This is a genomic window from Bacillus sp. ISL-47, assembly GCF_018613175.1.
In the GTDB taxonomy this organism is placed as follows: domain Bacteria; phylum Bacillota; class Bacilli; order Bacillales; family Cytobacillaceae; genus Cytobacillus.
On the sequence record NZ_JAGGQS010000002.1, the window covers coordinates 152,660 to 175,025 of the forward strand.

22 protein-coding genes and 1 pseudogene are annotated in these 22,366 nt (G+C 38.9%); 6 read left to right on the top strand and 17 right to left on the bottom strand.

Going from position 1 to position 22,366, the window contains the following annotated elements; all coding sequences use genetic code 11:
• Nucleotides 1-7: 7 nt before the first annotated feature.
• Nucleotides 8-120 (top strand): annotated as a pseudogene (locus tag J7I93_RS25045) (FAD-dependent oxidoreductase); the annotation flags it as partial.
• Between the two features lie 332 nt (nt 121-452).
• Here J7I93_RS25045 and J7I93_RS01375 read toward each other — a convergent pair.
• The 4 genes from J7I93_RS01375 to J7I93_RS01390 all read right to left on the bottom strand — a co-directional run bounded on the left by J7I93_RS01375 (nt 453) and on the right by J7I93_RS01390 (nt 3,913).
• Nucleotides 453-1,976 carry a gluzincin family metallopeptidase gene (locus J7I93_RS01375; RefSeq protein WP_214722640.1) on the bottom strand — a complete coding sequence of 508 codons (1,524 nt, stop codon included), beginning with the start codon at nt 1,974-1,976 and terminating at the stop codon, nt 453-455.
• Between the two features lie 222 nt (nt 1,977-2,198).
• The gene (locus J7I93_RS01380; RefSeq protein ID WP_214722641.1) at nt 2,199-2,339 is read right to left on the bottom strand and encodes a hypothetical protein; all 141 of its coding nucleotides are present in this window, start codon (nt 2,337-2,339) and stop codon (nt 2,199-2,201) included.
• 318 nt (nt 2,340-2,657) lie between these two features.
• A complete protein-coding gene (locus J7I93_RS01385) occupies nt 2,658-3,080 on the bottom strand; it encodes a hypothetical protein (protein WP_214722642.1) in 423 nt (140 codons plus the stop codon).
• A gap of 287 nt (nt 3,081-3,367) precedes the next feature.
• A complete protein-coding gene (locus J7I93_RS01390; RefSeq protein ID WP_214722643.1) occupies nt 3,368-3,913 on the bottom strand; it encodes a helix-turn-helix domain-containing protein in 546 nt (181 codons plus the stop codon).
• A 148-nt stretch (nt 3,914-4,061) separates the two neighbouring features.
• Here J7I93_RS01390 and J7I93_RS01395 point away from each other — a divergent pair, with 148 nt between their 5' ends.
• Nucleotides 4,062-4,685 (top strand): LysE family translocator, encoded by a 624-nt coding sequence (locus tag J7I93_RS01395; protein WP_214722644.1) that lies wholly within the window; start codon nt 4,062-4,064, stop codon nt 4,683-4,685.
• A gap of 338 nt (nt 4,686-5,023) precedes the next feature.
• A complete protein-coding gene (locus tag J7I93_RS01400; RefSeq protein WP_214722645.1) occupies nt 5,024-5,611 on the top strand; it encodes a GNAT family N-acetyltransferase in 588 nt (195 codons plus the stop codon).
• Between the two features lie 822 nt (nt 5,612-6,433).
• Here the strand turns inward: J7I93_RS01400 and J7I93_RS01405 are convergent.
• The 8 genes from J7I93_RS01405 to J7I93_RS01440 form a co-directional block, all read right to left on the bottom strand.
• On the bottom strand, nt 6,434-6,649 hold the full coding sequence (locus J7I93_RS01405; RefSeq protein WP_214722646.1) for a helix-turn-helix domain-containing protein: 216 nt from the start codon (nt 6,647-6,649) through the stop codon (nt 6,434-6,436).
• Between the two features lie 10 nt (nt 6,650-6,659).
• Nucleotides 6,660-7,142 (bottom strand): DUF2975 domain-containing protein, encoded by a 483-nt coding sequence (locus J7I93_RS01410; RefSeq protein WP_214722647.1) that lies wholly within the window; start codon nt 7,140-7,142, stop codon nt 6,660-6,662.
• A 333-nt stretch (nt 7,143-7,475) separates the two neighbouring features.
• Entirely contained in the window at nt 7,476-9,191 is a 1,716-nt protein-coding gene (locus tag J7I93_RS01415; protein WP_214987723.1) for a methyl-accepting chemotaxis protein, read from the bottom strand.
• A 572-nt stretch (nt 9,192-9,763) separates the two neighbouring features.
• Nucleotides 9,764-11,167: a metallophosphoesterase family protein gene (locus tag J7I93_RS01420; RefSeq protein ID WP_214722648.1), complete on the bottom strand. Its 1,404-nt coding sequence runs from the start codon at nt 11,165-11,167 to the stop codon at nt 9,764-9,766.
• Nucleotides 11,168-11,290: 123 nt separating this feature from the next.
• Nucleotides 11,291-12,493, bottom strand: a complete 1,203-nt coding sequence (locus tag J7I93_RS01425; RefSeq protein WP_214722649.1) for a metallophosphoesterase family protein — start codon at nt 12,491-12,493, stop codon at nt 11,291-11,293.
• A gap of 217 nt (nt 12,494-12,710) precedes the next feature.
• Nucleotides 12,711-13,280, bottom strand: coding sequence for a competence protein ComK (locus J7I93_RS01430; protein ID WP_214722650.1), 570 nt, complete (start codon nt 13,278-13,280; stop codon nt 12,711-12,713).
• Nucleotides 13,281-13,871: 591 nt separating this feature from the next.
• Nucleotides 13,872-14,096 carry a hypothetical protein gene (locus J7I93_RS01435; RefSeq protein ID WP_214722651.1) on the bottom strand — a complete coding sequence of 75 codons (225 nt, stop codon included), beginning with the start codon at nt 14,094-14,096 and terminating at the stop codon, nt 13,872-13,874.
• Between the two features lie 295 nt (nt 14,097-14,391).
• Complete coding sequence (locus J7I93_RS01440) at nt 14,392-15,150, bottom strand: YheC/YheD family protein (RefSeq protein ID WP_214722652.1); 759 nt, start codon at nt 15,148-15,150, stop codon at nt 14,392-14,394.
• Between the two features lie 150 nt (nt 15,151-15,300).
• Between J7I93_RS01440 and J7I93_RS01445 the strand changes: the two genes are divergently transcribed.
• Complete coding sequence (locus J7I93_RS01445; protein WP_214722653.1) at nt 15,301-16,488, top strand: ATP-grasp domain-containing protein; 1,188 nt, start codon at nt 15,301-15,303, stop codon at nt 16,486-16,488.
• 106 nt (nt 16,489-16,594) lie between these two features.
• A complete protein-coding gene (locus J7I93_RS01450) occupies nt 16,595-16,753 on the top strand; it encodes a hypothetical protein (RefSeq protein WP_214722654.1) in 159 nt (52 codons plus the stop codon).
• 57 nt (nt 16,754-16,810) lie between these two features.
• Here J7I93_RS01450 and J7I93_RS01455 read toward each other — a convergent pair whose 3' ends face one another.
• From J7I93_RS01455 to J7I93_RS01465, 3 genes are all read right to left on the bottom strand, one after another.
• Nucleotides 16,811-17,761 (bottom strand): Mur ligase family protein, encoded by a 951-nt coding sequence (locus tag J7I93_RS01455; protein WP_214722655.1) that lies wholly within the window; start codon nt 17,759-17,761, stop codon nt 16,811-16,813.
• 16 nt (nt 17,762-17,777) lie between these two features.
• Nucleotides 17,778-18,188: a Mur ligase family protein gene (locus J7I93_RS01460; RefSeq protein ID WP_214722656.1), complete on the bottom strand. Its 411-nt coding sequence runs from the start codon at nt 18,186-18,188 to the stop codon at nt 17,778-17,780.
• Between the two features lie 231 nt (nt 18,189-18,419).
• Nucleotides 18,420-19,142, bottom strand: a complete 723-nt coding sequence (locus J7I93_RS01465) for a YwaF family protein (protein ID WP_214722657.1) — start codon at nt 19,140-19,142, stop codon at nt 18,420-18,422.
• A gap of 860 nt (nt 19,143-20,002) precedes the next feature.
• Here J7I93_RS01465 and J7I93_RS01470 point away from each other — a divergent pair.
• Nucleotides 20,003-20,761, top strand: a complete 759-nt coding sequence (locus tag J7I93_RS01470; RefSeq protein WP_251025688.1) for a YqcI/YcgG family protein — start codon at nt 20,003-20,005, stop codon at nt 20,759-20,761.
• A 36-nt stretch (nt 20,762-20,797) separates the two neighbouring features.
• Here J7I93_RS01470 and J7I93_RS01475 read toward each other — a convergent pair whose 3' ends face one another.
• Nucleotides 20,798-21,052, bottom strand: coding sequence for a sigma-G-dependent sporulation-specific acid-soluble spore protein CsgA (locus J7I93_RS01475; protein WP_214722658.1), 255 nt, complete (start codon nt 21,050-21,052; stop codon nt 20,798-20,800).
• 57 nt (nt 21,053-21,109) lie between these two features.
• Nucleotides 21,110-21,868, bottom strand: coding sequence for a TraR/DksA C4-type zinc finger protein (locus tag J7I93_RS01480; RefSeq protein WP_214722659.1), 759 nt, complete (start codon nt 21,866-21,868; stop codon nt 21,110-21,112).
• Nucleotides 21,869-22,366 lie beyond the last annotated feature (498 nt).

The following is a 22,366-nucleotide window of genomic DNA, read 5'->3' on the forward strand; positions in this document are numbered from 1 at the left end:
TTTCACAGAAGAAAGAGTGCATTTTGCCGGTGATCATCATCCCGGCTCCATGGCTGGATTGAAGGAGCAATCGAATCTGGAATACGTGTTGCCCTCGAAGTGAATGACTTACATCGATAATTTGTCAGATACCTTTTCAAACATCATAAAAAACTAGATAGAAACAATCCAGTAAAGGCCTGAGTGAAATGTAATTAGCACTCTATTCATTGCCATAAAATGAGCACAGACCTAGACCTTGGTCTGTGCTCATAGTCGTGAACCGCAGGCTTTGATTCAATCAAAACGACGAATCCCACTAATGGTGCATCCTACATTCGACTATTCTTTCTTACTATATTTTCTGACTTACGTAAACTTCCCTTAAGTACAATAAGGTAATCTGCAGCAATGACAGCTCTTGCACCGGTTGGTTTAATAATCTATTATAGAGTTTCTTTATTTAGGCTTTTTTAGTTCGATATTCTTTTTGCTAAGTAAGTAAAGGTATGAGGTTCACCACAAAGCTCTTCTATGCGATGTTTCCAAGAATAAAGCTGGTTTGGCTTGATAAATTTCTCAAGAAGCTTATGAAAAACTTCAGAATTCCCGTAAGGACTCGTAACCTTGAACTTATTGCGAATCATTTCTCTTATGGCTAACGCAAAGTTATAATCTTGGAAAAAAGCAGGATTTTCAACATAAAACATCATATTTGCCGGATGGGCCGTTTCACCCTCATAACCAAATACAAACTTATATAATTCATTCGCTATTTCTTGGAAATTACGTTCAGGATTTTTATATATTTCATATTCTACCAAACTAAAATAATGATTTATTTTCACCATTTTCAAATCCATAATTTGATTGATTTCTTCGATTTGTACATACTCATCATCCTGAAGATCAAAATTCTTTATTAAGAACGTTTTATCAGTGATTATTGTTTGAAAAAATTCTGCTATTCCTTCGGCTGCAATACTGGAATAAAATCGATATAGTTCTGGATATTGATAGGAGCCAAAATGTCCGTCGATGGCATGTCCCATCTCATGGATTCCTGATAGAAACACAGAATAGGAGTCACGTTTACTAACAACAAGTTTAATTTCGTTTGGATTTATGTTAATACAAAATCCGCCATAAGGAATTTCAAGGCTCTCGATTGAAAGAGGGATTTCATCTATCGATTTTCCTAGACTGCTTACAGCATCTGTTAAAACCTCTTTCATACGATTAGAATGAAAGGAGTTATTTTCCAGCTGATGGAAATTAAACATTGAAAAATATTGGTCATAATAATGGAGGGTTTCCCATCCGAATTTTTCTTTTATCCTATTTTCCCAATAGCTGGATAAGTTTGCTATTCTCTTTAGTAAAGTATTCATTTCACCAATATAAGAATCCATATCAATTTCTTTTAAGAAGCATCGAAAGTAATAATAATTGGTATAACCTTGATTTCTAGCAAGCTCGTTCCGTTTTTTGACTAATGATCTAAATAAATCCTCATTCACTTCACCAATCTTTTGAGCCCCAAGAAAAAGTTGCTTGCGAAGCTCACGGTCAGGATTTTCTAGTATATTGGAATGAACTGCACCCAAGTTATATTCTTTTCCATCTACCATAAAAGTGGTATTCATAAGGTTTGTTTGCAATCTTTGGTGGATTTTTGCAAGTTCCGGGTGGCTATCAAGTGCTTCTTGACTCATCCTCGATAAGAAAACATCTAGTCTTCTGTGCCAAATGGGATCATCTATTAACGAATCTTTCCATGATGACAACGTCTTTATTAATTGCTGATCAGTCATCAACTCATGCTTTATTCTTTGAATTTCATTGATTCTTTCACTCTCATTCCCATGAGTATACATTCTATAATATAAACGCTCTTCCTCTTGATATAGGTTGTCGAGCTTCTGAATCTCTTCATTATATACTCTTTTCCAATCTTCCAAGTTGGTTATACTTTTTAATCGGTTAAAGTTTAGCATCTATTTATCACTCTTTCGAATTCTGTTACCATTAATCCATACTACAGCGTTATATATTCTTGATTTCCTTTACTAAATGAATGCTTATTACTTAAACAAACCGCCTGAACTGTTCCTAAAATAGAACTCTTTTTATCTTCATCCATTCTTCTATCTCCTTCGCTCCTACTTCTATATTCATTATTCATTAGAAATTAAATGATTCCTGCTTCAACAAAACAGCTAGTTTAATACTAAAAGAAAAAGACCGCTGGGGAGCACACGGGCAGTCTCAACTGGAGCCTCTATTCCCTTAACAGCTGGAGCTGTTTTTGCAAGCGGAGCCTTTGGCGCATTAACCTCCCTGCTTGGTGAAACCACCATTACGACTGCTTCTATTCTTGATATGGATCTTGTTGACTATGAACGGTATGAATTAAGGGTATCGGCTATTGGGGCTGTGTTAGCGGCTGCCTTATTTATTGCAGCCGGGTTCATTATTTCCTAATTTAAAAGCTACCGGAAACTTAATGGGGAATTTTCACATTGATATTAGAGCTATTGGTAGTTAAAAAAGCAAAAACTCGCCAATGTGCGAGTTTTGTTTGTAATAGTAGTCCGAATCCTTCTTTAAGCACCTTTTAATAAGGTAAATACGGCTGATGGCGATTGATGCTCACACCGATCTATTCATTCTTTCACTTAAGCTACCCTTGCTCCTTCAAAACGCGTTTTGTCAGGACCGCCCCCCGGAATAGAACTAAGGGGTGCCAAACCATTAATCTTACCGTCTCTGCCGCTTCTGGCAAGCACCTCAACCGTATCTCCAGCTTGCAGCCGTTGTATAGCAGACACCGTTATGACACCGTCTCCCCCAGGAATCCATTCCGTTTCTGTGGCTACCACGGTCCCATTTATTCGTAAAAACAAGACTAGAAAATATTGCTGACCAGCAGCAGGTGTATTAGGAGAAAAGTAAATACTCGCATGCAAAGAATACACACCATTGGAAGCGGGGGTATAGGTTGAGGTATTTTGATTATATTCATTATTTAAATCGATTTTTTCTTCTGGATATTCAACTCTGGCAATCGCCAATGACAAGGGTTGAGCGCTGGTGTTCACCGCCCGAAACACCGAAAGCTGCCGAGTGTTCCGATGTCCGTTAGACAGAGAAGCTGGAGTGTAGAATTGGGGGTTACTAATAGTTGAATTTGGAAGCCAGGGATGATAAACGTTTCGGTACATGATAACAAACCTCCTCTTTATATATACCAATGTATGCCTTTTTAAAGAGGCGGGTTACCATCCCTTGAATGGGGCTTAACTGATTATCAGGCAACAATAAATCCTGAAGGAGCTTCAACAGTCATTGTCAGTTACTCCATTAAAAAGGTGAGTCCACTGCGGCTTTAAAACGCCGGTGGAGTCACCGAAAAAAGGATGGCAGCCTTTTCATTAAATTTATTTTCCCATCTATGCTTCATATAAGCTGGTATTTTGACACTGTCACCAGTTTCTAAAATGTATTCTTCATCCTCTAAATACACCTTAATTTTCCCCTCCAATACAAAAGCAACTTCCTCTCCTTTGTGTTCCAAAAGTTTATCCGATGAAGATGCTTGAGGAGGAACATTCATAATGGCAGTCGCCATTGTTCCTGCAAAATCAGGTGACAATAACTCATACGACAGGTTGTCAACCACCATTTTCTTTCGTTCATTGGACCTGACAACCAAGTCTTCGGTCTTGGTTTCTTCAAGCAAAAAGCTAAAAGTGGGAACATCCAGGGCTTTTGCTAAAACCTTTAGCGTCTGAATTGAAGGGTTTGCCAGCCCCCGTTCAATTTGGCTTAACATGGAAGGGGTGATTTCAGCGATTTTCGCTAGTTCTCTGCTGCTTAAACCTTTTGCTTTTCTGAACCTCTCCACTTTTTTACCAATATCTATATTTTCCATTACCCCACTCCTTAAAATTAAAAATAACTTAATATAATTAAATTTAATTAAACAATTTATCATACACTTATGTTAAACTATATTTAATATTTAGTAAATTATATTTTATCAGATGACCTTTTACAAGTCAGACAGGAGTGAAGAAAAAATGAATGATTTCTTTACATTTTTAATCATTTCATTATTTGTTGTCATGAGCCCAGGAATCGATACTGCCCTTATCACCAAAAGGACGATTTCAGATGGAAGAATCGATGGCTATAAAATGGCTTTTGGGATTACAACTGGTTCATTGGTGCATACATTTGCAGCTGCGTTTGGTCTTTCAGCTATTTTAATGCAGTCTGCTGCTGCTTTTAAAATCGTTAAATATGCTGGTGCCATTTATTTGATCTACCTCGGAGTATCTTCATTCATTACAAGGAAAAAGAAGAAAGCGGCCAACGTTGATAATAATGAACATTCTGAAATGAAAAAGTCAGCCTTTAAGCAAGGCCTTTTCTCCAATGTGCTGAATCCCAAGGTTGCCATATTCTTCTTAACCTTTTTGCCCCAATTTGTGAAAACAGGAGCGGACACAACTGGGCAGCTTATTATGATGGGTGTAATTTATACGCTATTATCCATCACCTGGTTTTTTCTTTACGTCTTTTTCATTAACTATTTGCGTGAATGGCTCATGTCTCCCAAGGTCCAGACTGTCATGGATAAAGCAACAGGTCTTGTCTTAATCGGATTTGGATTAAAATTGGCCTTAGATAAACAGCATTAAGAAAAAAAGTATTGGAATTGTAACCTGACGTGTTCGGTTTCCGGGTACAAAAACGAAATTAGCAGTCCAATTAACTAAATTGGACTGCTAATTTTTGTTGAAAGAGAAGGGGTTAAATAAAAATTAAGGTGAATTCGCAGCCATTTTGACAGGCTGACAGAAGTTTTAATCATCGTGCAAATGTATATCCAGTTTTGATGTGATGAAATACATAAAAAGGGTTATTGGGTATTTATGTTAAAATCAAGGGAGAACTTATTCAACTATTGAGCAGGTTAATAGAATTAGGCTGCCTTATAGAGGATGTTATAAAAATAGGACTTACAAGGGGAAAAGTTATGAAACATAAGACATCAGAAGGATTATTTAGAATTGATTGCGATGATATTTATCTTCAAGAGTTTTCAATTGAAGATGCCATTAATATATACAGAATATCAAACCAACCAGAAACATTTAATTTTTTGCCTGACTGGAAATCAACCAAAGAACAAAGGATAGATTGGGTCACCAATTACGAAATACCTGAAAATAAAGCATTTCTTGATGCAGCTGCAAAAACAGCCAACATAGAAGATCATATTTTAAAACTAGGAGTATTTATTAAGGAAACGAATGAATTCATTGGCTGGTGCTGTACGGGTATTAAAGAAGAGCTTCCTGCACCGAATAGAGAAATTATGTATGCCATTTCAAATGAATATCAATTGAAGGGTTACGCAACTAAAGCATCTATGGGTTTGATTGACTATTTGTTTACAAATACAAATGTAGAAATCCTTAACGCAGTAGCTTTAACTAACAACGTCTCATCAAATAAAGTGATTAAAAAATGTGAATTTACCTATCGAGGTGAACAGACTATAGAAAATGAACGTTATAATCACTATATATTGAGTAAGTCAGAGTGGAAGAAAAAACAGTAGAGTTTGTTGTTAAGCTATAGAGGCTTATCTTCTAAAGATTGGTATAACAAATGCTTGGAAACGTATGCTCCAAGCATTTTTCTTTGCTATATCTCCTGCTTTTAATGCCATATACATCTCCCCTTTTTGGCAGCTTTCTCTGCAGCTCTTACACCCGTATTACTTATTTCTTAACGAGGTTAGGATACCCAAGATCACAGCTAAAATATGAGTCAGGAAAAAAGTATAAACATTAAAAAATAGACTATTGGTATACTGATTAAACCAGCCAAAGCGATAAATTCTAGAGTCCGGTTCAGCGGGGGGTCCACCCAAAGCAAATATGAGTTCATTTGTATAATTTACGATTGGGAACACCAATAATGCACAGCATAAGAGTGACACTGATAATATAACCGCTGTTACTTTCCTATTCCTAGTGTTGTAAGATTGTTCTTTTGCCAGTTTATAAGTCAAGAAATAACTCGCGATAAAGATAGGTGAGAACAACATGATAATCAAAATACCCAGATTTCCATTACCTGAAATGACATCAGGTTTAATCGTAAACAGATGTTCTATGAGATAAAAACCAAGAAATGAAAATAGAAAACTCATGACCCAAAATATAGAGAATTTCTTCAATAAACCACCCTTTTACTGTAAGTTAATGAAATTGTATAAGCTTATCATATTACTCTTAATCCTTCTCTTACAATAGGTGAACTTCAGCAAGTAGAATTATGCTAAGGATCCGACTTTTTAAAAGAGGGTTCCTGTCAGTGATAAAAATTGGCTGGCATCTCCCCTGGTGGTTTTTCCCCTTAAACTGCTTTACTCATCTTAGGTGTCTTCATCACTTCGGTATTCTAAAATATCTCCCGGCTGACATTCTAATGCTTTGCAAATCCCCTCTAAAGTTGAAAACCTAATGGCTTTTGCCTTTCCATTTTTCAATATAGAGAGGTTAGCCATTGTGATTCCAACCCTCTCCGAAAGTTCTGTTACGCTCATTTTCCTCTTAGCCAGCATCACATCAATATTGATAATAATTGCCATTGTTTTCACCTCAAACCGTTAAGTCATTTTCTGATTTTATATCAATCGCTTCTTTTAACAGTTTTTGAAGAACAGCAGCAAAGACTGCGATAACCATCGAAGCAAAAGGAACAACCAATCCGACAAAGATGACACCTGGGGCATCGTCTTTCTCCGCAAAGAGATAGAAGAGCGGCAGGACTAGCACATGCAAACTGCTTATTGTAATTGCACAGTATTTGATCTTCTTTAAAGACTTTACAGATAATTCGGAGAAAGCTTTGTTTTTGTCAATATAGCGTAAAAGTTTAAAAGCCTGATACAAAGCAAAGTAAAAAGGGATCGCCGACGCATAAAAAATGATGGAAGCGAGATATCCTATAAAAGCAAAACCCGGAAGCAACTGTGCTGCAACATCCCCTATCTCAGGCACCAAAAATATACACAAAGCAAGAATCGGAATTCCTATAAGAATAACAGCTATCTTTAAAAAGAGTGTAGTTCCTTGTTTCATAAAAAGCACCTCACCAATTTATTATAAATTGATTTTAAAATATATTTTATCGTTTTGCAATAAATAATTACTGATTATAATTAAGTTTTTATTGAAATATAAACACCCCTTTGATATTAAGAAAAGATAAAAAGCATTACCTTAATAACTTTTGTTCAAAAAAATGGCCCGATTGTGGAAAGATAATCGGACCGTACTCTAAAGCTATTTATGCTGTTAGTAAAATGAGAAAATTGCATGCTACACCGATCATTCCGGCAGCCTGAGTTACCTTTTTATTAATCTATTAAGACTTCAGAATTGCAGATTTCAAAATTCAGGTTGTTTCCTGCCCTACACCTTATACTGCCTTGTCATTTTCGACAATGAGTTAGCTAGTAAATTTAACTTGATTCCTATCTCATTTGTATTTTCTATTTGTTTCGACTGAATAACACTCGAAGCAAGCATTTCTTCTGCACTGGCCAATGTTTCTTGGGAAACTGAAGAAAATTGATCTGCACCTTGCTCCAGATGAGGCAGCAATTGCTCCAGGTTTTCCAGCTCAGACTGCATGGATAGGAGCTTACTGCTAACAGCTGATATCTCATTCATTAGCTCATCAAAAGAATTTTTCGACTCACTTGCTATGACTAGATTGCCCTTTATTTTCATATAGATTTGATTAAACTCTTCCGAAGCACCTACCGTGATACTCTCCATATTTTTAATCGCATAAGTTATTTCCTCTGCAGCTGTTGCTGACTGCTCAGCTAGATTCCGGACTTCACCGGCTACAACAGCAAATCCTTTGCCGGCTTCCCCCGCACGAGCAGCCTCAATGGAAGCATTTAAAGATAGCAGCTTTGTTTGCTCTGCAATTCCCTTCACTAAACCTACAAGATTATGAATCGATCGTGAAAAATCTTTTACTTGGTTAATGGTGATGGTGAGTTTTTCAAAATCTGCGCCAAATGACTGGATGGCTGCAATCAGCTTGCCCATATTGCTTTCACCCCGTTTTGCAGACATATTCATAGTGACAGAACTGCTATTCACACTGTCCATATTTAAAAACATTTCTTCAATCTTATACTTCATCTCTTTAAAGCTAATCACGCTATTTTCTGAACTCGCAGCAGTCTGCTCCGCTCCCACTTTCACAAGATTAATGGCTGACACAAGCTGCTGGCTGCTTGTAAGGCCGCTCAAGGAGGACTCTTCCAGTTCATTACCTGTATTCTCCAGCTCTTTTGTTGTCTCTGTAAGCTCGCTCAGCATTTTCCTCATTTGTTCAATCATACTATTATAACTGTTATGCAAGGAGGTAATTTCGGGAATCGTCGTATGAATCTCGGTTGAACTTTGCAGATTGCCTTCCCGGACTTCCTTCATCGTATTTCTTAACTGATTAAGAGGCTTCGTTATTTTTCGCACAAATAGGCTAATAATGACAGCGGCAGCGATCAGGCTGACCGCAATGGCTGCCATTATAAAATAACCAATAGCACTAACATCGCCCACATACGACTTTGTCGGTATTAAGAGCACATATATCCCGGCTATTTCTTCCATCTCCTGAAAAGCCACTGTGTACTCTGTTCCATCCATCGATTCATGAATGACACCATTTTTCATTTTTGTGATTGTATTTATTGTAACCTCCGAAAAAGGTGCAGCGGAATTTTTGCTTACTTTGAAAGGCGTAATCTCCTTTTCAGAGATATAAAAAAAATCGGAGGAAATCCCATCTGTCTGAAGCTTTTTTTGCTGTGAACGAACATTAGCTTCAAGCTGCTGCATAAAGTAAGCATCATCACTGATATAAACAAATTTCAAGTTTTCCGCAATATAACCCATTAGTTCTGCTTCTCTCTCCAGCCGGCTTTCTATTGTTTCCATTGCTATTTCTTTTGCTTTTACGTATGAGCTAGAACCTAATACTGCAATGGTGATCAGCAGTAAGGAGAAAAATAAGGCAAATAACCTTGTACTCAGGTTCAGTTTATGACTGAATTTTTTCCTATCCCTTTTTATAGTGAGAAATCCGTTTAACCCATTTTTGCGCAAAATCAAAACCTCCAACTTATCATACTAATGACCTATATTCGAAATTATACAGAGCAAATGTAAATTGGATGTAAAGATTTCATAAAGAGTTAATTTTTTCTAACTTGAAAGGACTTTATCTAATATGATAGAGAAAAAACTGGTATAGATTTTATAGTAGGCGCTATCCGTATTTGTTTCATAAAGCTCAAAAAAACATAAGAAATGACGTGTGCCAACACACACGTCATTTCTTATGCCATTTATTAAGAAAACACACAAAAAAAACGGGAACCTATAAGCAAAGTTGGTGAAGTCTTTTTCTTTATTATTCTGCAATTTTTTTAATCGCCTTATTTTTTCCGGACTGACTGAAAGCCCGGCTTATAGCCAACTGACCGATATATTGAGAAATTGACCGATAAAAATGAATTCTGACTGATATATTTAAAAAGTGACAGATAAAATCAAAATCTGACTGATAAATCATTGAAAGTGACTGATATCCATATCATCTAAGAGCAAGAAGGCCAACTCCTTGGAGCCGGCCAAATGTTTTGAAGCAATTTCATCTATTTTTCTGCTGATATTTTTTAAATAGAGATTTTTTCGGCTGCCTTTGTTTTGCCTAATGCCTTTAATGGCGCTTTGCCCACATTCCCATATGCATCAAGCGCATGCACTTCAATTTGATATGCAGTATTAGCCTGCAGTCCTTCAATTCTTAAAGTTAATGGATTCGGTACAGGATCCTTATAGAATTCTGAAAAAGCAAGAAATTCCTTGGCAGCATCCCCGGATTCGGCATTTCTTGCCACTACTTTGTAGTCATGAACAAGAAGGTCATCCTTAGCCTGGTTAAACATAATGGCCAGGGAGGTGGCTGTTGTCATTTCATTATTAATGGAGAGCATTGCTTCTTTTGAAAAAAAAGGCGGTTTCATATCCCTGTTTTCTGTGTAAATAAAGTTTTGCTTATTGGCTGGGTAGCTGATTTCAAATGGCTCTCCAGTCCAGTCATTATTGTGAATATCACGGCGCTTAATGAGTACTTTGTTGTTATATACCTCTACCACTAATGCCTGATTCAGGACATCCGCACCCTCTGGTACTTCGCCTTGAATTCTGCCTGCATCCAGCCACAGATAGGCCCCTGTTGAAGTTCCAATTGACGTGAAATCCTTCTGATGGATAATCCTTGGATCATCAAGCGGATAGTGGGTGTGACCTGAAAACGAAATGACTTGCGGATATTCCTTCAACGTGTCGTAGAAAAGGTCTCGATTCTGATTAAAGCCCCATTCGCTTCCGTACACAGTCCCTTTAATCGGCTGATGGTGGAAAACAAATATTGGCTTTTTCGGATCATCTTCGTGCGCGATCTTTAGCTGCTCACTTAGCCAATTAATTTGTCCAGCCGAGAAGGTTCCCTCTGTTTTTCCGTCCTCAGTGCCAAGAACGATAAAATGATAATCTTTGATCACTTTATGATAGTAAATAGATTCCATACCCGTTTTTGCGAGGAAGCGCTTTTGGGCGTCGGCTATTGATAGACCATTCCAGTAATCATGATTTCCAATGGCAAACATAGAAACTGCACCTGGCTGTTTGTGTACATTATAAGCGGACATGAACTTATCGTATTCGGATACATATCCATAATCAGTTAAATCTCCTACAACCAGAAAAGCATCCTGCTTGGGAGCAACCTTATTTAATTGCTCCAACGTGACAATAAATTTTTCCAATGTTTTATTGCTGCTATTATGGATATGAATGTCACTGATAACTGGAAATACTAAATCCGGTTTCTTTCCGGTTGAATTCATAATGGAAGTTGAAGAAGATGCACTCGCTGAAATGAGGTTGAACGAATTTGCAAGTGATAAGCCGATCGTTGCGCCGGCAGCCATCGTCGTTTTTTGCAAAAAGGCACGGCGGTCCATTTCGTTTGTTAAAATACTATTCTCTCTAGTTACATTGTTTTTATTTTTCATTACACCTGCACTCCTTACTCAACTAATTTATTCACCAGTGCTCCCATTCGTTGTATGTATTTCTCAATCACTCATGCTTATCTCAATCTTTTATTCAGCACACTGGCGACTCTTAAACTTTCATTATTTCCCTTCCAAAGGTAGCGGGTCAATGCTTTGGTCGTTGGCAGTTAAGTCAATGCCATAGTCTTTGGCAAAAACCATATGCGTATCAACCAATATCCCTTCATGGTTCTCATCCAAATTGAATACTCTTGCACCGCGGAGTCTATTTCGGTCCTGGCCTGAAAGACCGTATGTGCCGAAGCCAGTATTGCCGGCGTATCCTAGCAAAATCCCATAGTAGTTGCCGCAATATGTATTAATATGATCGTGTCCGCAGAATACTCCCTTAACATCTCCTCTATCCAGCATGGCTGTAAATAATCCGCTGTTAATCGGACCCGGACACTCATCTTCATTGCGTTCTCCTGTGATTTGATGCCTTGCCGCCGCAAGATCATGACCTGCTTGTGTTCTGCCATCCACACTTCCCCACCACATAAAACGGTGCTCCCATAGGGGAATATGAATGAATACTAGGGAAGGCACTTTATATCCATATTGCTTTTCGATCACTTTGGATCTCTCATAATACCAATTGACCTGATTGAAACGGAGCCAATCCCACGTTGGATAGCCTTTAAAATCCTGACCGGCAATGGTTTTTGGTGCATATCGCCCGCTGTCCAGCAGCCAGAGATTAAATACCGCTTTATTCCCGCTTGATTGTCTGATTAGCAGGTTCATATTTCCTGTACCAGTAAGGCCTTTTTTGCCAGGAACGTTCATATTATGCTTGTACTTCATATAAAACTTGAGCATATCATTCTCATCCATGCCAGTCTTTGGCGTTGAGTCTTCATCATGGTTTCCGAACGTAGCCGCCCAGCGGATTCCTCTCTTTTCCATAGGCTGAACGACATTGTTCATCGCTTGCTTCATTTCCATTTCAGAATCACAGCCGCCGGTGATATTGTCCCCGTTCAAAACAACAAAATCAGGTTTTTCCGCGTCAAGAACCTTTTCCATCAATTCAATCGTTCTGCGGTCAATCCGTTCATCATCCTGGGTATCGTTAAACTGTACAACCTTAAACTTGCCATTAGAATTGAATGCAAGTTTAGGAGCTTCCATCTTTTCGCTTCGTTCCTCCGCTTGCGCTTTACCAACAAGCAAATCTCCAGGCAAGCCTGAAGCAGCCATCGTTAAAGCAAGCGTCCCCATTCCTCCCGCTTTAATAAACGTCCTTCTATCAAGCCCTTTGCTTTCGTTCTGATTACTCACTAACTCAGCCTCCAATGGTTTTATGGTATCATTTCATGAATCGGGGGGAGCATTCCTCCCTACACTTAAAATCGTAGAATAAATCTATTAATGGAGTATTAATAGAACTAGAGTGTTTAGTAAAGAAAGTATAATAAATGTAAAGTTTTTTAATCCATAATAAAAAGCCTGCCCGAATTGAGACAGACTCCCACTATCTATATTTGTGTTCGTACCATTACTCAGACTCATCATCCCTGCTCACGGTATAATTACGATCCGCTTCCTTTATAAAATGAACCCCGCTCCCTCTTTCCATCACAAAGTTCATCTTGTATTGGGTTCTTTTCGTTATTTTCACTTCCAGCTGTTCAGCTCGGTCATATCTGTCAGATAGCTTTCTCTCAGAGATATCCAGTGTGATGGAAGGTCCATCTATTAACATCACCTTCGCCTGGTTGTATTTTTCAGGCAGGATGCGGTGTACATGGTGAAGGGCCAGCCACACACATTCATCATTCTGTGGAGAGATATGTGAAAACCAGTACATATCAATATTTCCAGCAATACGGATGGGCGCTGCCTGGCATGCACCTACGATCGATTTGGAGCCGCTGATCGCACCCTCCAGACTGGAGCCATAGTAACTAAGGCTTGTCTGCATAATCTCAATGGGTTTCATCGTGACAATAAAGGTTTGGCTTCCCTGGATTACTTTGCTATAGCATCTGCCTTTTGCATCAAATTCCGGCAAAATCGCTTTCGTTTCAGGATGGATGATATAATGAGGGATAAAAACTAATGTCATGTTATGACTCCTTTTTGGTAATTTACTATTTTTAAAGAAAGGAGTATACTTAGCAAATGAGCTGGTCTACTCCATCTCATGAGAGCTCTCAGGCGATTGTCTTTCCCGGACCCGCCTGAGGGTTTTTGTTGTTTTAGGCACTTTTCCAGTTTCGACGACTGTATGGCTGATATTTCTTTTAATGTCTGACATTAATGATCATTAAAAGCCCATTTGTCATTCGGCAGGATTTGACAAATTTCACCTCCTTTTACATTATAATGGGGCTTTTTTACTATTGTAAAAGCTTATTTTTCGATCCTCGAAAAGTATTTTTTTGCCTAATATGAGCCTTGAAATCCAATATTGACAAATTTGCGCGAATTTTTTATAATGTTCAATTTTATTCATTTTTCCTGAGAAATTAGCTTTTACAATCTGAATCACCGTTCATTTTGTGACATATATCATAGGGTATGAAAGAATTTCTGGGTGCTTAAGAATGTCACAAAAAATTCATCATTTAAAAATGGGCACATAAAAAAGTTGAGACCACTCTATTAGCAGCCTCAACACCCCATTTTTATTTTTATAAAACCTGATCGTTAAAACCTAAATACGTGTAAAAAACAAAATGACGAACACCAACGTGATGACAGCCATAACAACCAAAGACATCATCTTTGTGTACCGAATAGCCCCTTCAGATATTTCAGGTTCTTCTTCATACATCCAGCGTTTTCCCCATAACATACTTTCTTCAGGATCAAAATAACTCCATAAAAGGACTCCATATACCGGAATAAATAAAATGAACACCAATATAAGTTCTGCCATCCCTTCCCCCCTATATCAGACTCTTAATATTTATATACGGATGTGCTTTCAAATTGTTTCATGTTTTGCTATGGAAGCTCAGTAGAAAAAAGCAATCCTATATTTACTTAACCTCTGCTTTCTTTCCATCAAAGCCGGCCGGATTGTTCTATTTCCATAGATATTATAAGGTTCATGGCTCCCCTTGAATACAAACGAATAATAACTAATTTCTAAGATTATTCTCAGCCATAAAAATTTGCCAGGCCTCCATTACGACCGGCAATTCCTTCATTTAATGCAGTTTTAAAAAGGTTCACTTAACGTTATTCATTTTATTAAACTCTCGTATGGAGTTGATTGTTTCATACATGGAAAGGTCCTTCAAGTATTTGAATCCCCCCATTAAAGGTGTGCTATTCGCTTCTATAATCCAAACACGCCCACTTTTATCTGCTGCCAGATCATAGCCCCATAGGAGATGGTCTTCAAAGTGCCTTGCTAAACATTCGGTTGCTACCATTGAAACATGATCCAATTCTTCCATAACCTTTTGTATATTAACATCTTTTATATTGGACTTTTCCAGCGCTTCTTCCACAGAAAGGACGGATCCTTCCTTACTTAGGTTGGTAACAAAATAGCCACTGCCGGCAATCTTAGCGTGCTTTCCTGTAAGAATCCAATCAGCAGTGTCTTTTTTTCGCTGTACAATATACCGAAAGTCAATCGGCCTTCCATTTACTTCAGCTAACGGGATGCAGGCTTGAATAATACTGTGGCCCCTTTTCCTGCGTGCTAAATACTTATAAAGCCATTTGAGGCCTTTGATTATAACCGTGTTCTTTTCAAAATGAACTTTATATTCCCCTTCATCCAATTTTGTCACTTTCCTAATCGCAGTGGCCGCTGATCCAAAAATGGGCTTAATGATCAATTCCTGATGGTGCTCGAGCATCAAATACAGATTTTCTTTTGTGAATGTGACTGTCTCCGGATTATAATTCCTAACACTCGGATCTTCCATTAACAACTGGTGTTTAAACCATTTATCCATTTTTTTTCGATTCCGCACATAAATTTCTCCTTTTATATACAGCATATTAACTCCTCTAAAAATAGACTGATGCATTCATCCATTTGTCCAGGAAAAAGGTGCATGCCTACTACTTTCTAAATGGTGTGAATACATTAACCTAAAAGGACCATAATGGAGGGTTTCACTATGCCGCACCTAAGGCCAAAAATGACTCTTTACGATATATTTGGACCCGGCTTTATTCTCAACCCCAGAGCTTCCTATCATAATATGTATTGGCTGCCTGACTTGATCTCACAGCATTCGGCGACAGGGGGTCCCATGCCTGTGGCGGGAAAATTGCCCCTTTTATGCCATCATGATGTTACTAGCCAGGCAGGCACTTCCATCCTCAAAGATGCAGGATTGGATCTGGCCCCCAACCGGATTTATTATTCGGACAAACAAAACTATTATGAGGTACTCGATTCATTAGAAAGTGCAAAAGAAAAAATCATATTTAACTGTCCTCATTTGCCGGAAGAGTTTGATTACAACCGATATTGGATCGATCCGGAGCTGATTTTCTTTTTAAATAATAAGAAAAGCCTTGGAGAACTTGTTCCGAAAGAGAACCTTGCCAGGCGTGAAATCCTTGCCATCAATGATTTTCTTAAAAACCAATTTTCACTGAACCTTCCTTTCGTTGTAAAAGCAGCCACCAATGAACCTTCAGGCGGAGGAAATAACGTTGTGATTTGTAAAGATGAGGAAAAACTTCAATATGCAAAAGAGTTATTAAAATCATGTGAGTTTGTGATTATCGAAGAATATATTCCAATAAATGCGAATTATTGTGTCCAATTTGCCAAGACCTACCAAGGCGAACTCGCTTACCTCGGAGGATCGGAGCAGATTATTCAGGATGGAGTCAAATACAAAGGAAATTGGTTTGAACGAGACCATCAGCCGCCGAAGGAAGTCACGGAACTAGGAAAAGTGATAATGGAAAAGGCTGTTTCTCTTGGTTACTGGGGTGTTGCCGGATTCGATATCGTTGTGGGCAAAGATAACCGCATCATGGCCCTTGATCTGAATTTCCGGCTGAATGGCTCAACGGCCGCCTTGCTTTTAAGTGAAAATGTCATGAAGTCCCTTAACGTAAGTACACTAAAGGTAAGATCCTTTCGAACAGTCATCAGCTTTACTAAGCTTGAAACCTTTACAAGAAACTTAATCAATCAGCAAAAACTAGTCCCTCTTACGATCTACAAGCCAGAACATCCAAGGCAAAACAATCCAATCGTTTTAAGGTGCTTGCTGGCAGGCAACTCCAAGAATGAAATACTTCGTACGGAGCAGCAGATTGAACAAATGTTTGAGATCAAGGAATAGCACATTTTTAAAATAAAAGCCTTTTGATCATCCAATCTGTAAAATCACGCCAAATGGGAACCATAAGGAACAAAATAGAAATCCTTATTACTCAGGAGGCGATGTTATGACTGAAAACACACCACAGGATGTAAACCGAATCCAGGAAGAAGCGCAAAAACAGGATCAAGAGGCAAAGAAAGCGCAGGAAGTTGTGGAAGACGCCATTTCGAAAATGAGTCCGCAGCGGCAGTATGAGAAAGAGAAGGAACAGAATAAGCGATAATAGAAAAAGCCTTATCCAAGGGGTTCAACCCGGATGGAATAGGCTTTTTTCTCGATTTTATTTCATAATCTTTGACTTAATCAATTTAAATAAAGATTTCCTTAATATCTTTGAAAACTTGAATAAAACAGCCGTATTGGAATCGAGGATCGGGTTAAGTGTTTTATAAACTGCATGCTCCGTATAGCAGTAGTGGATATCATTTGGTTTCATGCCCATTTTTCTGGCATTTACAGCGATTTCCTTGGCTTTTTCATCTAAAATAATGAGCTTATCAGCCTTCGCTTCCATCACCTTGCTGGCCATATAGCGGTATTGCTCCTTCGCTTCCTGATTTCTTCCGATTTGCGGAAAAGAACCTAAAGCAGCTATTTTCTTTCCTTTTGCAGTATCTTTTAGAACGTTTAGAGCCCCTTCCATCGCAAGAGGCGTGTTGTTCCAGGAATCATCAATAATCAAACAGCCTTTTATTCCAGGAAGCAGCTGCAAGTGGGATTCCAGGTGCTGGAATTTTGATAATTTATCGATGACCTCCTCAATATCTAAGCCGATCTGGTGAACGGCCGCAATCGAAGCTAAAGCATTGTAAAGATTATGTTTTCCATACCCTGGAATCAATGCCGGGTATTCCTTGTTTTTGTAAACAAGCATAAAACGTATTCCTTTATCAGTTTGCTCCATTTCCTTTGCCATGTAATCCGCAGGTTCATATATTCCAAAGGTCATTTTTTGAGCAACATGACTCATATCAATCTTTTTGATATTGTGATCATCTGCATTAATAATGAGGAGATCTTCGGTTTTCATCCCATCCATTATTTCCGCTTTTGCCTTAATGTAGTTTTCCATCGTTTTGCAGCCTTGTAGATGGTAGACATCAATATTCAATAATATCCTGATCGTAGGCTGGAAGTACTTGCATGCCAGACTGACATCCCCAGGCTTCAATAGCCCCATTTCGATAACCGCAGCATCTGTTTGATCATCCATCTCTAAAAATTTCAGCAAATGGACCCGGCCGAGATTAAAGCTCCGATAGGTGGATTGAACATTTCATGCCATCCAATGTTAAGACTTGTGTGATCATTTCCTTGGTGGTGGTTTTTCCGCTCGTACCCGTTATGCCAACTACGGGGATTTTAAATAAACTCCGGTAATGGCTCATCAAGCTCCAGTAAGCTTCCCGAACATGATCGACCTTTATCACTATGTTACCATTCTTTGCTGTTCCTGGTTTTTCCGTTACAATCACAGCATTTATCTTTCTTAAATGATGTAACCCTCTTTTCGGATTAAAATGAAAAAACAGCGTACCATTGCCAGATTTCACTTTAAGCGGGTCATATTCAATGTTATTGATCGACGGATTCCCTTGACCCGAAACAATCGTTCCATTTATTATTTTTACGATTTCGTCTAATGGTATAGCTTTCATTCCCTCTGCCCTTCCTCTCTTGTGGAGTAAAATAATCTGCAGGCCAAATAGGTGTCTTGTATTTAGGATATAGAAATCTATAAATAAAGATCGGTACAATCAACTAAGTCATCCAGAAAGGGCTTGTACCTATTGTAGAGAACATTTCCAAAATGAGTCCGCAAAGGCAAGAAAAACGATCATTCAAAAAGCCTTATTCCATCATCCCGCTGGAACAAGGCTATTTTTCTGTTATTTTCCTTCCCCACTCCATATCTTCTTTTCTGCTTTTTGCAAATAATGCATCGGGATAAAGGTGATATAAAAGACAAACAGTGCAGCAATTTCAAGGGTTACATAGTACCACACCCCGCTGCCAAAAAAGGACAACAGCGTTTTTGTTTCGGTTGGGCTGGCCAAATAGAAAAAGTTTGTGCCGAGCAGGAGGTTTAAGATAAAGACTGGCACTGCGATTACATTGAGTGTCATAAAGCTGGTTAATACCGCTTTCTTCGGAACTCTGTACCCTTCAAAAAGAATGAAATAGACAACGGCTAAGGGAATGGCTGAATGATGAAGGAAGTATTTGATGTAGCGATAATGAGGAAATTGGTAAATCATATCCGGCGTAACCATACTTAAGATGGGAGGAATGGTGCCGATAAAATACAGCAAATAAAATGCTTTTTTATTGCCTTTTAAGAACAGAAACAGTGCAATGAAGGTGCTGAGAGAACAAAGCTGCAGCGGCAAATCCGCCACTTCCCACTGATTGGTGAGAACGAGCCACAAATGATGCGTGACTTCACAGGCCAGCAGCACAGCAAACAAAGACCACTTCATCATCTTCTGATATGGCCTAAGCGCTTGCCTGTAATACACCAGCCACCAGCAGGTAAAAAAGAAAAGAATCAATGTAACAAGATGCATCAAGGAAAAAGTCTCAAATCCCTGCATACCCGTTACCGAAAACATGATGTCATCCCCCTTCAATATGGATTGAAGTGCTGTTTGATTCATTGTATTCACGGGGAGGAAAATTAACACGGGAAATAGGCGGGAAATCTTATTGAAATTTGGCTCTTTTCGCAAGGTCCTCGATTGTCGTCTTCATAAACGCTTCATGAAGACCCCATTCCTTATCTACTTACGATTTTGGTCTTCATGACCGCCCCATGGTGACCTTTCTTTTAGATATTCTTCCGTTTTCGTCTTCATAAATGCTTCATGGCGACCTTTCTCTTGGCTACTCTTCCATTTTCGTCTTCATGGAAGCTCCATGGCGACCTTTCTCTTGGCTGTTCTTCCGTTTTCGTCTTCATAAACGCTCCATGGCGACCTTTTTCCTGCCTGGCCTCTAACTTTCGTCTTCATGAAGACTCTATGGCGACCTTTCTCTTGGCTATTCTTCTATTTTCGTCCTCATGAACGCTCCATGGCGACCTTTCTCTTGGCTATTCTTCCGTTTTCGTCGTCATGAACGCTCCATGGCGACCTATTTCCTGCCTGGTCTCTAACTTTCGTCTTCATGAAAACTCTATGGCGACCTTTCTCTTGACTGCTCTTCCGTTTTCGTCGTCATGAAGACTCTATGGCGACCTTTCTCTGAGCTATTCTTCTATTTTCGTCCTCATGGAAGCTCTGTGAATACTATCTTCTTGCTAGGCTCCATTTTTCGTCTTGATGGCGATTTCACAAAGACCTATTTCCTTGCTGTCCAATAAATCCGTCACTTGAAAAATTAATGGGGGTCTCCTTCTGTCCTGCCCATTTTCCCTATGGACACTCACCTGCCTAATCCTAATTTGAATATATTGTAGGAGTTAGTGGAGGTGATGAAGTTTAACATGTTATATACAGATGATGCCTCCGAGCGGCACCTTTTAAAAGAATGGAAACGGGACGCATTGGAGAAGTTCAATAAGAAGCTGTCAGATAAAGATAAGCCGTTCCCCTGCATCCCTGCTACCATTGGCTTTTCCAAAAACCAGCTTCGTTATGGCTTTGCTGAAGATCCCAGAGAAGAATCCACAACTGAACAGGTTGCAGCGTTGCTAAAGGAATACACCCTGCATTCAAGAACATTCGGGAACTACTCCTCTCTAATCATCTTCTATAAAACACCTGATAAAATAAGGAGTTCTTATACTGTAAAACAATTCGAGCAGCTGTTTTGGCAGCAGCTTGCCAGCTTAAGTGAAATTGATGAAGTTGAGTGGCCGAACAATATACCGAAAGACCCGCATGATCCCGTTTGGGAGTTTTGCTTTCATGGCGAACCGTATTTTATGTATTGCGCCACCCCAGCGCACGTTAACCGGCAGAGCCGCCACTTTGACTACATGATGCTTGCGATTACACCAAGATGGGTATTAAAGGAATTTATGAAAAAAGAGTCCTTGGCCCTTAAAATCAAATCCCAGGTGCGAAAAAGACTGAAGAAGTATGACAGCAGCCCCATACACCCAGACTTGAACAGTTATGGAGCGGAAGATAACTTTGAATGGAAGCAATATTTTATAAGGGACGATGAGACCACTATATCCAAATGTCCCTTTCACAGGTTTTTGGGAATGACTAAGAAAAGCACGTAAAAAGGAGAACAGAATCCAATTCTGTTCTCCTGCTATTTAAATAAACAACTGTTCATACACTTCATTCAGCTGGCGCGCTCTTTCTTCATCCTGTTCCTGTCTGGAATACTCAATTGCTTCCTCCAGTACTTTATTAAGGTAATTGCTTTCTTCCTGTGTTAGCTGCCAGGCAAAAATCTGTTCGGATTTAAAATCATGGGTAGATAACCTTTTAAAAAGCCTTCTGCCTACAGCATCGTTTTCGGTATGAGCAGATAAAATCTCACGCAAATAATTCAAGGATTGTTCCATCTAAGTCCTCTCCTTCCTGTTTACAAAGCAGATTATTTTGGCATTTTTCAGGAAAGCTTATTTATCATCATCCACATAGGCATCGTGCTCAAAAGCCGGCAAGTCACCAAAGGATGTCATAATTCCTTCTTCATCCAGGCTTTCTTCATATTTATCATGCTGATCATTCGGGTAAACCGTTACATTCTTTCCATACATATCATTGCCCACGAAATTTTCATAATCCTCCACATAACCCACATTTTCGTCATACTCAATGTAAGTATCATTATAATGCTCGGGCGGAACGGCTAAATCGGATGGCGTTTCGGACGTTCCCCATTTGGCAACTTCTTGCCAGGAGTCTTCAGCATCATATGCTACATTTTCATCCTGCTCATCCATATCAAATTTGCCAAACGGAGGCATCAAAACCCCTTCCTCAATGGGACGGTTCGTCGAAACAGTCTGGTCAGGAGAATGCTCCTTGCAATATAGAGTTTCCGGGACTGCTTGAAGTCTCTCAAGGGGAATGTCTTTATTGCAGGCAATGCACTTGCCATAAGTCCCTTTTTCGATAGAAGCAAGTGCTGCTTCAATTTTCTCCAATTCGTAATCTAAATGCTGATGCAAGGCAATGTCCTTTTCGCGCTCAAACAATTCAGTGCCCTCATCACCTGGATGGTTGTCATAACTTGATAACTCTCCCATGGATTCATGAAAAAAATCTGACTTTAAACCAAAATTGTCATTAGCATCCTGTCTTTTATTTATATCCTCTTTCATCTTTGTCAAAGCTGATCGGAATTCTGCAAATTGCGTTTGATTTTGCGGCATCGTATCATTCCTTCTAAAGTGTCGTTTTCTTACTTAGTATTTAGCATTTAAAGAAAGAAATGAGGAAGTTTTTATACCGGTTAAACCATATTATGGACTGTGTATGATATGTAACGGAGGCATCGGAAAGAATAATTGCTGTTATATGCAAAAATAACCTGTATTTTAGAAGGTAATTATTAAGGCTGGTTAGCGACGATTTTTAATATAGCCCTCGTTATTTGGTCGTTAATCACATTGATTAGCGACGATTTTCGTTGCTGCTCTTGAAATTTGGCCGTTATTCATCCATATTAGCGACGATATCCCCTACTGCCAGTCAAGATTTGGTCGCTAATCATAATCATTACCGACGATACCACATGCTGCCCTCGAGATTTGGTCGTTATTCTCAACGATTAACGACGATATAACATGCCGCCCTCAATATTTGGTCGTAAATCACACCCGAAATCAAATTTCATTATGATTCACTTTTCCCTCCCAATTTTAAATGGA